This window comes from Paenibacillus sp. FSL R7-0204 (assembly GCF_038002225.1).
Classification (GTDB): Bacteria; Bacillota; Bacilli; order Paenibacillales; family Paenibacillaceae; genus Paenibacillus_AQ.
In genome coordinates this window covers 2,617,141-2,629,934 of sequence record NZ_JBBOCA010000001.1, presented here as the reverse complement: position 1 = coordinate 2,629,934, position 12,794 = coordinate 2,617,141, and the positions used below count along the sequence as shown (strand labels likewise).

Genomic DNA, 12,794 nt, shown 5'->3' with positions numbered 1-12,794 from the left:
AAAAATAAAATGAAACTTAGCCACCCGAATGCAGGTGTCATTCCTCCCGTCCCGACCATTCTGGATTCCACCGGGAAATTCGACCGTGACGGAATGAAGCTGCTCATCGACAGCCTGATCGCCAAAGGGGTTCACGGTCTGTTCTTCCTTGGAACGGCCGGAGAATTCACCCTGTTCACCGCAGAGCAGCGTGAAGAGATCGCAGAGCTATGCCTGGAATATACGAATGGCCGTCTTCCGGCCTGGATCGGCACCGGCAGCAACACGGCCCCTGAGACCCTCCGGCTCTCCCGCCATGCTGCTGAGCATGGAGCTACCGGCATCGTCATTATGAATCCGTATTACTACAAGCTGAACGGGGACGCCCTGTTCGCGCATTATGCCGCTGTGCTGGAAGCGGTCGATGTACCGCTCATGCTGTACAACTTCCCGGCCATGACCGGCCAGGATCTGACTCCGGCCTTCGTGGCCCGCCTTGCAGCACATTATCCGAATGTACTCGGCATCAAGGATACCGTGGACCAGCTTAGCCACATCCGCCAGATGATCATGCAGGTGAAGGCGGTTAGTCCGGACTTCTCCGTCTTCTGCGGCTTCGACGAATATTTGCTGCCTACGCTGGCTGCCGGAGGAGACGGGGCGATCGCTGCCAGTGCGAACTTCGCTCCGCAGCTGATGCTCGGCGTGTATGACAGCTTCAAAAAGGGAGATCTGGCAGGCGTCCTGCAGTTCAACCGGCAGATCGTTGAAATTCCGGCCCTGTATGCCATCGATGACCCGTTCATCGCTTCGATCAAGGAAGCTGTCCGCTTGTCGGGTGTTCCGGTATCCACCTTCAGCCTGGCTTCGCCTGGGGTATGGAGTGCGGAGCATGAGGAGAAGCTGAAGTTTATTTTCAGCCGGGCAGGTATTGCCCAAGGGTAAGCGATATTTATAGCGCGGACTCATCCATTCTTATTTTTCAAAATCCCCCCTTCTATTAAGGTCAGCCCGCATTGGGGCTGGCTTTTTGGGTACAGCTTCTTGCACGGTTCCGTGTAAACTGCCTCGTGAGGTTCCTCCTTTCTTCGTGGTGAAGGTTGGACTATAATTTTGTTCAGATGCACAATGAGTGAAGTAGAGGCAATATAGGCGGTTACCCGCTCAAGATAAGGAGGGAGTTCCGGTTGTTTCAGCTATCGGAGAAGCAGGCGCAGGAGATTGTAGACAAGATGATGATGGACATCCCCTATAACATTAACATCATGAACGATCAGGGGATCATCATCGGCAGCGGGCATAGGGCAAGGGTCGGTACCGTTCATCAGGGGGCTGTTGAGGCACTGTCCACCGGGCACAGGGTCGAAGTCATGGAGGACGGGCGATATGAGAAAAAGGGCACCAACGAACCGATTGTCATCGGCAATACCCGCGTAGGTGTAATCGGAATCTCCGGCAGCCCGGAAGAGGTCCGGCCCTTCTGCAATATCGTGAGGACCACGGTATCGCTGCTCATTGAACAAAGAAACACGCTGGAGCATCTGGCCAGCGAAGTGAGTCGCAAGAAGGCTCTGCTGGAGATGCTCCTTGACCATCAGGGAGCGTACTCCCAGAAGCTGCGAAAAGAAGCCGCGGCCTATCAGATCGACCTTCTGCAGAAGACCACCGTGCTGTATCTCAAGCATGTGCAGCCAGAGCTTGATGAGGCAAAGCTATTGTTCCTGCATCCGTCCTTCCAGCTCGACGGGGATACATGGGTAATCCTGGTCCAGAGCCGGCCGGATTGCAGCCGGCTAATTGCAGAGCTGCTGCATAATCAGCCGCAGCTCCTGCTGGCCTCGGGCCGGCTGGAGGCCAGTATCGCGGAGGGCTACCGTCAGGCCAAGGCTGCCCTCGGCGTTCTTCTAGCACTCCGCCCTGCGGGGCAATCGATCAGCTACGAGGATGCAGAATTCCTGGTAAAGCTTAGTCAGGCGAAGCTGTCAGACAAGCCCGGCACGGCAATCAAGCTGGAGGATACCGCCGATCTGCTGGAGACACTCCGCAGCTTCATCAATCACAATTGCAGTGTCTCGCAGACGGCTGAGCAGCTGAACATCCACCGCAATACGCTGCAATACCGTCTGAAGCGGATCGAGAGCGTCACCGGCAAGGACCCGAGGAACCTGCTGCAGCTCTTCGAGCTTACGCATGAGCTGCTGGCGCTGTATAAGTAGATACTATAAAAGAAGCACTTGCGATTAGAACTCAAAGCCTGGTCGTCGCTGCGGTGAACATTTGGACTTCCGGCCGCTCTTGTGTTTGGATTTCCTGATTTCAAACGCTCCTCGCGGTAGAAATCCAAACACAAAGGCGGTCGCTAACGCTCCTCCAGTTCCAAATTTCCCCTCCGCTTCTTTTTGCTTTTTGTTAATTTCTTAAGTGCTTCTTCTATAAGCTAAAATTTCAGCATGATCATAGGTGGATTAAGTACATCTAATTTCCGGCTGATGGGTACGCTGAGGAATTTAATTGGAAAAAGGGCATTTAATTCAGCCCAGCTCCCGCCAAACGCAGGTTTCCGGCTAAGCAGTTGTACTTTTTCCATCTAAAATCCTCAACTATAAGATTTCAGAGAAATTAAATGCTCTTTTTCCACTTCTTACTTGGGAGTAGGGTTGCGGCACCCCATTAATAAAAGCAATTGCCCCGGAGGATCATATCCACCGGGGCAATTCTATGCAACGCAACTATTAGCTACATTCCAATATTCACTTACCTCTGCTATTCACTAAGTTCCGCTACATTAAACTCCGCTGCTCCATTCACTTAACTAACCTTACTGCCCGCTGAGCTTCAGCAGCCTGGCAATATTCTCGCAGGTCCGTTCGACATTGGCAGGGCCGTCAGCCAGCAGCTTCTCCAGGCTCGAAGCCCCGGGAACGATGCCGAAGACGGCGTCGATTCCTTCGGCGTAGAGCGTCTCGATTCCCTCGCCGATATAACCCGCCAGGGCAATGACTTTTTTACCGCTGGCCTTGGCGGTGCTTGCTACGCCGTACGGCGTTTTGCCGAATTTGGTCTGGAAGTCAATCCCGCCTTCTCCGGTGAAGACGAAGTCCGCCTGCTCCAGCTTCTGCTGAAGCCCTGTGTATTCAATCACGATCTTGATTCCCTTCTGCAGCGTGGCCTGTGTGAAGATCATCAGACCCGCGCCCAGCCCCCCCGCTGCGCCGGCTCCGGGAAGGTCTCGGACATCCTTGTGAAGCTGCTGCTTTACCACCGCCGCATAATGGGCCAGATTGGCGTCAAGCTGCTGCACCATGTCGGGTGTGGCCCCTTTTTGCGGACCGAATACGGCTGAAGCCCCCTGCTCCCCGCAGAGCGGATTGGTCACATCGCAGGCAACGATGAGCTGAACCTGCTGCAGTCTCGCATCAAGCCCGCTAACATCAACACTCGCCAGCCGCCCGAGGCTGCCGCCGCCGCGCGGAAGTACGCTCCCAGCTTCATCGAGGAATCTGGCGCCAAGCGCTTCGGCCATTCCGGCACCGCCGTCATTGGTGGCGCTGCCGCCGATGCCAATGATGATTTTGCGGATACCACGGTTCAGACATTCCAGAATCAGCTCGCCCGTCCCATAGGTGGTGGTGATCAGCGGATTCCGCTCCGCCTTGTCCACCCGCTGAATGCCGCTCGCCGAAGCCATCTCGATGGCAGCCGTCTGGCCGTCACCTAGAATGCCGAATTGTGCCGTCACCGGCTGTCCCAGCGGTCCTGCAACTTCCAGATAATGAATGTCTCCGCCGGAAGCGTCGACAAGGGACTGTACGGTCCCCTCCCCGCCGTCAGCCATCGGAACATGGATGTAAGTGGCTTCAGGGTAAATCTTGCGGAGTCCGGCCTCCATCGCTGTACATACTTCTTTCGCGGTCATGCTCTCCTTGAAGGAATCCGGCGCCAGCACAAAGGTTCTCTCTCTCATTTCCACACCTCATCTATAATATTGATCTTAAAGTAAAAATCCGTAAACCAGCGTAGCCACAATCGTCATCGTGCCGCCAACGATGGCCTCATACGGGATGAGCCCCATGCGCTGCTTGATTGACATTTTCATACTGTCCGCCGTGACATGGAAGTAAGTGCCCTGCGGCAGCGAGTCGATGACCGTAGCTCCGGTATGAACCATCACAGCGGCAGCCAGCGGAGCGGTGCCCATATTCAGAATGGCCTGCCCGAAGGAGCCGGTAGCGACAATAACACCCGTGGATGTTGAGGCGGTAGCCGCAGCCATCAGTATCCCGGAGATCGGTGCCAGGAACGTCCCGGAAATCCCGGACAGCTCAATCAGATGCACCACCTGGGCGGACAGATCGGAAGCAGAGATCAGACCGGCAATGCCGCCAGCCCCGATCAGGATCAGGACGGTCGCTGTCATTTTGCTTAGGCCCGAGGACGTATATTGCAGCACCTTGTTGCCCTGCCCCATCGCCAGCATCCCGATAATTCCTGCCAGCGGCAGAATATAGAGCGCGTCCACCTTAAGCTTGGTCAACGCTTCGATCCCGGAGATGGAGCCGATCGGGTTAATCATGAGCAGGACGATGGCCACGAGCGGAGCCACAATCGCTCTGCTGAGCGGCGGGTAAGCGGCCGTATTCGCGTTGTCTGTCCCGTTCGCCGCTTCTGCCGGGGTAACCATGACACCTTTTTTCTTCAGCAGAGTGGCTAAGATAACGGTTACAATTAATCCGCAGATTGCCGGGATTACGCCTGCCAACATGACATGGCTAAGATCAAGCTCAAAGCCGCGCGCAGCAGCAATCGTATTCGGATTCGGTGAGATAATATTACCTGCCTTCCCCCCGCCCGACAAGGCCAGCAGCAACGCCAGCTTCGAGATCTCCATTTTGTTGCCTACAGATAAAGCAATCGGAGCCACAATCAGCACCGCTACCGGGATGAATACGCCCATTGCCGTAATGACCATCGTGGCCAGCGCGAGGGCCAGAATGGCCTTGCTTCCGCCGAACTTTCGGACAATAGCCTGGGCTATGGCTTCAGCCGCACCCGACTCCATCATCACACCCGCCAGCACACCGGCGGCCAGCACCCGCAGCACCGTGCCCATTACACTTTGCGTACCGCTTACAAGAACACTCACGGTCTGTTCGAGATTGGCTCCGCCGATCAGCGCCCCTGCAATGGCACCCAGGAACAGAGCGTAGACCGGATTTAATTTCTTCAGGATCAGAATAATGGCAATTGCCAGTCCTGCAAGCGCTCCATACCAACCAATGATTAATCCTTCCATTTCAAAGTTCCCCCTAACAACTTGTTGAACACGCTCTCATTATAAGGTCTCGGGGGAGGAAAAGAATATTGATGAACGGACGAAATGCATTGTGCAAGTGACCAACGGATTAGGGGTTGTACGGGATCATTGCTCCATCAGTGTGGTTAACAGCTTTTGCTGATTTCGGTACTCCAGCGGGCTTACGCCTTCGCTTTCTCTGAATACTCTATTAAAATTCTTGGTGTTCCCGAAGCCTGACCTGCCGGCTATTTCATAGATTCTATCCTCCGTATCCCTCAGCAGCTCCTTCGCCTTATTGATCCGCAGCTGCTTCAGATAGCTTACAAAATTCTCTCCGGTGTAGTCCCGGAAAGCCTGGCTGAAATAGGAGTAGTTAAAGGATACTTTGCTTGAAACCATCATCATATTGATGTTATGCGAATAATTGTCGTGGATGTATTGCAGGGCACGCTCTATCCCCTCATTTTCCTTCTGTATGGGTATGATATCGGAAGTAGGCTGCAGAAATGCATCATCCACTGTAACTTCCGCTTGCTCACAGACCGTATAAAGCTGCTCCATGCCAGGGTGAAGATTACTGTCCTGAACATTAAGCTCCTCTTCAATCCGCTCCAGCACTTCAGCTAATTCCTCACGAATGACCGGCTTGAGCAGGTACTCATTCACTTCATAACGGATAGCGGCTCTGGCATACGAGAAATCATCATACCCGCTCACAATTACAATGGCCGGCCTTGGCCTGAACTCCTGAAGCTTCTTAATCAAGCCAATTCCATCCAACTCGGGCATACGAATGTCCGTAATCAGAATTTCTATTTTCATTGATGCGATCATGTCCAGGGCCTCAAAGGCGTCACAAGCCAAGTGGATATCATAACGCCCTGCAGCCCCCCGCTCAATCATGGCCCGTAGCCCGCACCGGATATTCTTCTCATCATCTACAATCAGCAGCTGTCTCATAGGCTCTGCATTCCTCCTCTAACCGATGTCAACAAAGGCAGCTTAACCCTTACTTTGGTATAACTTCTCTGCCTGCTCTCTACGCAAATTCCATAATCCTCCCCATAATGCAGCCGGATGCGCTGATTCACATTACGCAGGCCGATCCCGTTGTGCCCTGTGCTAAAGCCGGCTGTCTCCTGCATTAATTGATTAAATTCTTCGTCACTCATGATCAACTTGTGATTCAACTGCCTTAGCCCATCCGCTGGAATTCCGATCCCGTTATCAGTTACCTCTATGTAAAAGAATTGATCATCCGCATACGCATGTACATTGATTATCAGCCCGTCACCACGCATCAGAGCGGAATACATCCCGTGCTTCAACGCATTCTCAACGATGGGCTGCAGGGACATTTTCAACAATTCATGAGCATGGAATCTGTCTTCTGCATGAATCTCAACCTTAAGCTTCTCATCGTAACGGATGTTCATGATCGAGATGTAATGCTGAATATGCTTCAACTCGTCTGCCAGCTGCACAGTATCGCCAGTCCATCTAAGATTGTAACGCATAATGCTGCCGAGTGAAGTAAGTGCATCCGATACGGTGTATTGGCCCTCAACCTCAGCGAGCATTTTCAAATTCTCCAGGGTGTTGTACAGGAAATGGGCATCGATCTGATTGCGTAAAGCCTGAAGCTCCGCTTCTTTGGTGGCAGCGCTGCGCTGTACAGCTTCCGCAATCAAGCCATTGATGGTGCCCAGCATCTCCCTGAAGTGGCGCGCCAGCTCACCGATCTCATCACCGCCCTGCACATCGATCTCCACCTGAAAGTCACCCTTGCGGACCTTCTGCATCGAATCCCGTAAGACATGCAGCTTTTTCAGAACAATTGATTGAATCCAGTAAGTAATGACCGCAAGCAGAACCAGCAGAAGAACGATGATCAGAATAACTCTGTTTCTGGTGCTGTCGATTTTGGAATAAGTGCTGTGCAGAGAAATGACGTTAACCAGATCCACATGTAAGCGGTCGATGGGCTCCAGGAGATACAGGAAATCCTCACCCCCCGCTGAAAATAACAAGGACGAACCGCTTCCCTGCTTAACCTTAACGGCAGTCTCCAGGATCTGAGCTTCATTCAACCCAGGGAGCGGGTCCATGCTGCTCATGTACAATTTGTCCTGCTGATCCAGAATGAAGAACCTTGAATCGCGCTCCCTGCTGTTGTTATACGCCTTGTCAAAAAGATCCTCAATCCGCATTTCTACTTTGACAATACCAATGTGCTGCTTGTTGGCCAAGTTACTTCTAACCGCCAAGGAGACCATGGGGCTTGACTGTTCATCTACCAGCGGACCGGTATCCTCGAATATAGTATCCTCCGGCTGGATCTCCCATAAGGCATTATCCTTCTGATTCATCAATTTCGTATAAAAGGGGCTGGCCTTAATCCGTTCTTCCTGATAAATAATCGGCCATAGTTCACTGACCCGCGGATTATTGACGAAGAAACGGACACTCGCAATATTGGGATTATTAAACAACACGCTCTGTAAGTAATTTAACGAATAGTCCTGAAATTGCTTAATCTCATTCACTCCGGGCTCCGTTTCAGCGGTTACATACTCCCCCAGGCTCCGGTCTGAAATGAGCATATAGAATGACTTTTCCATCACCTTAAGCTTGCTCATGATCGCCTGCTTCTCGTTATGGATCTGGTAGCGGTTCTCTTCAATGATGTCATCGACCGTATCCTGATAGAAATCAGCAAACAAATAGTTAGAGATCACAATGACCGGGACTAGAATAATGACAATATACGCCCCGATTAACTTCATATGAATGGATAAATCAGCAAACCACCTTTTCAACTTCCCTGCCGAGCTCCTGATGCTGGCCATCTCCTTCCCTCTTCTCCTCCAATTTTTCTAATATCATTATTATATTTCATTACTTTCCTCATCATAAGGCTTCAAAGTTCAGTCAGGGTTGCAGGATTTTAGGTATATTTCGTATTGGGAGGGGATGGGACTTTCCATATTGTTTTTCAAAAAAATATTTTCATGACATATATTGGCTGACGGTTTCGCGCTATACTCTATTGTAAGCGTTATTACAAATGTGCTACGGAGGGGATTTCATTCGTGTATACCCGTATCATCACCTTCATGAACAACCTGAAGCTCAGGACCAAGCTCTTCCTCTCCTTCGGCAGTGTTGTCCTGATTCCGGTACTCATTGTGGGGGTGTTCCTGACCAGTGAACTGCGGAATATGGCGATGAATAATGCGCTGAAGCAGATTACGGCGAATGTCGACCGGGTGAAAAAACGGACCAGCGAGATGCTGAACATTCCGGTGGATATCGTCTACCGCCTGTCCAATGACAGCCGGCTGGAGGAGGCCGCGAATCACCGGTACGAATCAGTCTATGATGTGGTGCAGGCCTATTGGGATTATCCCGACTTCCGGGATTTCGTCCGCCTGTACAAAGAGGTCTCCAGCATCCGGCTGTATATCGACAACCCGACGGTGCTTAACAACTGGGAATTCCTCCAGGCCGACGAAACGGTTACCCGGGAGCCGTGGTACCAGCTCGCCCTCGCCCAGAAGGGGCTGGCGTTCTGGAGTTACATTCCTGACAGCCGGAACGGCCAGTATTATCTCAGCCTGATCCGCAAGGTCGACTTCCTCAAGCAGCGCACAACCGGTGTACTGGTCGTGAATGTCAATTCGGATCAGCTCAGCAGCATCCTGAAGCAGGAGACCTTCGAGACCTTTATCGTCGATGAGAATGACAATATTGTCGCCTCCAACCGGGCGGGCACCCTCGGCAAGTCGCTGCATGAAATCAACCTTAAGCCGCTGTCCACCCTTGCCGGGCACGGGCCTGCGGACATCACGATTGACGGGCAGTCCTTCAAAATGCTGATCGACGACTGGCATCCTGAGGGCAGCCTGAACAGCCTGCGGATCATCTCTATTTTCTCGGTAGAAAGTATTGTGAGTGAGCCCAACCGGATTATTTCCCTGGCGACTTCCGTCATTATCTCCTCCCTAATTCTTGCAATCATCCTAATCTACTACTTCTCCCGCCTGCTCACCGGACGCATGCTGCATCTCAGCAAGCATATCTCCAAGGTCGCTTCCGGGAATCTGGAAGCCCGGCTGGTGATCGACGGCAAAGATGAGATCGGCCAGCTGGCCCGGCAATTCAACCACATGGTCCGCAATGTCAACGACCTGATGAGCGAGGTACAGGAGTCCAACCTACAGAAGAATGCCATCCTGCTGAAGCAGAATGAGATCAAATTCAAAATGATGGCCAGCCAGATCAATCCCCATTTTCTGTTCAATGCCCTGGAGTCGATCCGGATGAAGGCCCATACCCGCGGCCAGACCGATATTGCGCAGGTTGTCCGGCTGCTGGGCAAGATGATGCGCAAAAACTTAGAGGTCGGCGGAGGCCGAATCACCCTGCAAAGTGAGCTGGAGACCGTGAACTGCTACCTGGTTATCCAGAAATTCCGCTACAATGACCGGCTCGCCTACGAGCTGTATGTAGATCCGGCAGCGAATACCCTAAGGATTCCGCCGCTTATTATTCAGCCGCTGGTGGAGAATTGTGTCATTCACGGCCTGGAGGACCGGATGGACGGCGGAATGGTCCGGGTAGATATCCGGGTGGAGGAAGCCATACTTAAGGTTCAGGTCTCCGATAACGGAACCGGAATCTCGCCGGCCCGGCTCGCAGAGCTGCGGCAGATGCTGGACAACAACGATGACTATGAGACCCACAGTATCGGAATGCGCAACATCCATCTGCGGCTGAAGCTGACCTACGGCCCGGAATGCGGCCTGGTTCTGGCCAGCCAGAGCGGATACGGCACCCAGATCAGCTTCGCCATCCCTTTAAGGAGTGATTCCTATGTATAGTGTGTTAATTGTTGATGATGAATTGTCTATCCGCGAAGGACTTGCCACTCTGCTGGATTGGGAGAGCCTCGGCTACCGGGTGGTAGATACAGCAGCCAATGCGGTTGAAGCCAGGCATAAGGCTAAGCTGTATTCCCCGGACCTGATGATTGTGGATATCCGTATGCCCGGGAAGGACGGACTGGAGCTGATCGGCGAGCTGCGGGAGGATCATGAGGAGCTGCATATTCTTATATTGAGCGGCTACGCCGACTTCAGTTATGCCAAGCGTGCGATGTCTTACAATATCGATAACTACCTGCTTAAACCCGTCGATGAGGAGGAATTGCAGCTGTATCTTACCGGCCTGTCCACCATACTGGATGCGCGGCAGGCACACCGCAAGAATCATGAGGCTGTTAAGGTCTGGAGCCGGGAGATGCTGGTTCAGTCGCTGCTGATGGAGAGCAGTCTGCATCCCGCCCCCGCGCTGATGGAGTCGGCGCTGGAAGCGGGGCTGCTCTGGGATTCCTACCAAATCGTGCTGATCCGGCTCCTGCTGCAGGATCATGCGGACAACGGACCTTCCAGTAGTGTCAAGTCCGGGCTGACGTCCAGCTTCGAGGACAACCGCTGGGGTATCGTTTTCGCGCTCGATTCTTATCTCGGGGTGCTGCTGCAGCCCTCTTACCAGAAGGAACTGGTAAGCAAACGTATGGCCCAGCAGATCCGTGAAGCTGCTGCCGCAGAGGGACTGGAGTGCATCATCACCGCCGGGGATATGGTGGACAGTCTGTCCGAGCTGCCGGTCTCCCATCAGTCGGCGCTGGCGCGGATGAAGGATCACTTCTTCTATGATGAGCCGGGGATGATCGGCCCTGATTCCCTTAAGCTGAAGCAGGGGCTGCCTGCGAACCCCCAGGATACGGAGAGCAGGCTCGCTCCCGTGATGGACCGGCTGTATTTCGCTCTGGATACCGGCAATCTGAGCGTAATCTCTGCCCTGATCCAGGAAGCAGGGGACCTCATGGCTGCTGCGGGCTTATCCGAGATGGCGGTGAAATCCTATTATGTCCGGGCCGTCACCTCCATGTCCGGCAAGCTCTCCGTTCATTATAAGGAGCTTAGCGCTGCGCAGAGCCGGATGGAGGAGCAGATTCAGCAGATCTACAGGCATACCTCCCTCCCCCAGCTCCAGCGCTATATCACAGGTCTGCTGGAGGAATACGCTGGCGGGATTATCCGCGACGATATGGATGTCCTGATGAAGCGGATGGTCGATCTGATCCACCGGCACTATGACGAGAATCTGAAGCTGGAGACGCTGGCCGGTGTGTTCACCTATAGCAGTGCCTATCTTGGGAAGCTGTTCAAGAACACTATGGGCTGCTCCTTCAACACTTATCTGGATACGATCCGTATTGAGAAGGCCAAGGAGCTGCTGGACCAGGGCTGCAAAATCCATCAGGCAGCCAGCAGCGTCGGCTTCAGCGATGTCGATTATTTCCGTGAGAAGTTCAAAAAAATCGCAGGCATTTCCCCCTCCGCATACCGGAGAAAGGAGCCGGAGAATGATTTTTCAGAAAGCGCTTACGAAAAGGACTGATTTCTCCCTGTTTTTACACTTAAATCTTCGGGTGTTTCCCGGCCTGGCGGCAGATTATGATAAAGCTATATCGAAGGAGGGACATAAATGAAAGCGATTACCACCGCGATGAAGCCGGAGCCGAAGAAATCCTCCTCCAGCTTCTGGGGGAAATTCCGGCAGCAGAAATACCTCTATATGATGGCTGTTCCTTTTGTCCTCTGGGCCTTTGTCTTCAGTTATCTTCCGTTATGGGGGTGGATGATGGCCTTCCAGAAGTATAAGCCGGGCAAATCCTTTTTCGAGCAAAAATGGGTCGGCCTCCAGTACTTCCGGGAGCTGTTCCAGGATGAGCAATTCTTCAACGCCCTGCGCAATACGCTGGCCATGAGTATCATGGGACTGCTGGCAGGCTTTATCATTCCGATCATCTTCGCCATTCTGCTGAATGAGGTACGGCTGCAGGTGCTGAAGCGCTTCGTTCAGACGGTGTCGTATCTGCCGCATTTTGTGTCCTGGGTGGTCGCCGCAGGGATCATCACTAAGATGCTCTCCACGGACAACGGCGCAGTCAATGACCTGCTAATGGGCCTTCATATCATCAGTGAACCGATCCAGTTCATGGCCAAAGGCAATCTGTTCTGGGGCATTGTTACCGCATCGGATGTCTGGAAGGAGACGGGCTGGAATACCATTATCTATCTTGCCGCCATCTCGGGCATCGGGCCTGAGCTGTACGAGGCAGCTAGGGTGGACGGAGCCAGCCGGCTCCAGCAGGTGCGTCATATCACTTTTCCGGGAATCCGGGGTACCATCGTGATCCTGCTGATTATGTCCATCGGCCATCTGATCAGCATCGGGTTCGAGAAGCAGTTCCTGCTCGGCAACAATCTGGTGCGTGACTACTCGCAGACCCTTGACCTGTATGCGCTGAATTACGGGCTGGGGATGGGACGGTTCTCCTTCGGGACGGCGATTAATATCTTCAACTCCGTGGTGAGTGTGATTCTGCTCTTTACGGCCAACGGCATCTTCAAAAAAATAACCAAGGAAAGCATCATATAGGAGGCCC

10 protein-coding genes are annotated in these 12,794 nt (G+C 53.0%); 5 read left to right on the top strand and 5 right to left on the bottom strand.

Annotated features, from left to right (window positions below):
• Positions 1 to 9 precede the first annotated feature (9 nt).
• Together MKX42_RS11550 and MKX42_RS11545 are read left to right on the top strand one after the other, a co-directional pair.
• Positions 10 to 924, top strand: coding sequence for a dihydrodipicolinate synthase family protein (locus tag MKX42_RS11550; protein ID WP_340752626.1), 915 nt, complete (start codon positions 10 to 12; stop codon positions 922 to 924).
• Positions 925 to 1,166: 242 nt separating this feature from the next.
• Complete coding sequence (locus MKX42_RS11545; protein ID WP_340752625.1) at positions 1,167 to 2,195, top strand: CdaR family transcriptional regulator; 1,029 nt, start codon at positions 1,167 to 1,169, stop codon at positions 2,193 to 2,195.
• Positions 2,196 to 2,416: 221 nt separating this feature from the next.
• Here the strand turns inward: MKX42_RS11545 and MKX42_RS11540 are convergent, their stop codons facing one another.
• From MKX42_RS11540 to MKX42_RS11520, 5 genes are all read right to left on the bottom strand, one after another.
• On the bottom strand, positions 2,417 to 2,566 hold the full coding sequence (locus MKX42_RS11540; protein ID WP_340752624.1) for a hypothetical protein: 150 nt from the start codon (positions 2,564 to 2,566) through the stop codon (positions 2,417 to 2,419).
• A gap of 231 nt (positions 2,567 to 2,797) precedes the next feature.
• Positions 2,798 to 3,943, bottom strand: a complete 1,146-nt coding sequence (locus MKX42_RS11535) for a glycerate kinase (RefSeq protein ID WP_340752623.1) — start codon at positions 3,941 to 3,943, stop codon at positions 2,798 to 2,800.
• Positions 3,944 to 3,970: 27 nt separating this feature from the next.
• Entirely contained in the window at positions 3,971 to 5,272 is a 1,302-nt protein-coding gene (locus MKX42_RS11530; protein WP_340752622.1) for a GntP family permease, read from the bottom strand.
• 126 nt (positions 5,273 to 5,398) lie between these two features.
• The gene (locus tag MKX42_RS11525) at positions 5,399 to 6,235 is read right to left on the bottom strand and encodes a response regulator transcription factor (RefSeq protein ID WP_340752621.1); all 837 of its coding nucleotides are present in this window, start codon (positions 6,233 to 6,235) and stop codon (positions 5,399 to 5,401) included.
• Complete coding sequence (locus MKX42_RS11520) at positions 6,232 to 8,124, bottom strand: cache domain-containing sensor histidine kinase (protein WP_340752620.1); 1,893 nt, start codon at positions 8,122 to 8,124, stop codon at positions 6,232 to 6,234. The genes MKX42_RS11525 and MKX42_RS11520 overlap by 4 nt, the downstream gene beginning before the upstream one ends.
• A gap of 243 nt (positions 8,125 to 8,367) precedes the next feature.
• Here MKX42_RS11520 and MKX42_RS11515 point away from each other — a divergent pair, with 243 nt between their 5' ends.
• The 3 genes from MKX42_RS11515 to MKX42_RS11505 all read left to right on the top strand — a co-directional run bounded on the left by MKX42_RS11515 (position 8,368) and on the right by MKX42_RS11505 (position 12,787).
• Complete coding sequence (locus MKX42_RS11515; protein ID WP_340752619.1) at positions 8,368 to 10,158, top strand: cache domain-containing sensor histidine kinase; 1,791 nt, start codon at positions 8,368 to 8,370, stop codon at positions 10,156 to 10,158.
• The gene (locus tag MKX42_RS11510) at positions 10,151 to 11,743 is read left to right on the top strand and encodes a response regulator transcription factor (protein WP_340752618.1); all 1,593 of its coding nucleotides are present in this window, start codon (positions 10,151 to 10,153) and stop codon (positions 11,741 to 11,743) included. The genes MKX42_RS11515 and MKX42_RS11510 overlap by 8 nt, the downstream gene beginning before the upstream one ends.
• Positions 11,744 to 11,830: 87 nt before the next feature.
• Positions 11,831 to 12,787 (top strand): ABC transporter permease, encoded by a 957-nt coding sequence (locus tag MKX42_RS11505; protein ID WP_076081235.1) that lies wholly within the window; start codon positions 11,831 to 11,833, stop codon positions 12,785 to 12,787.
• Positions 12,788 to 12,794 lie beyond the last annotated feature (7 nt).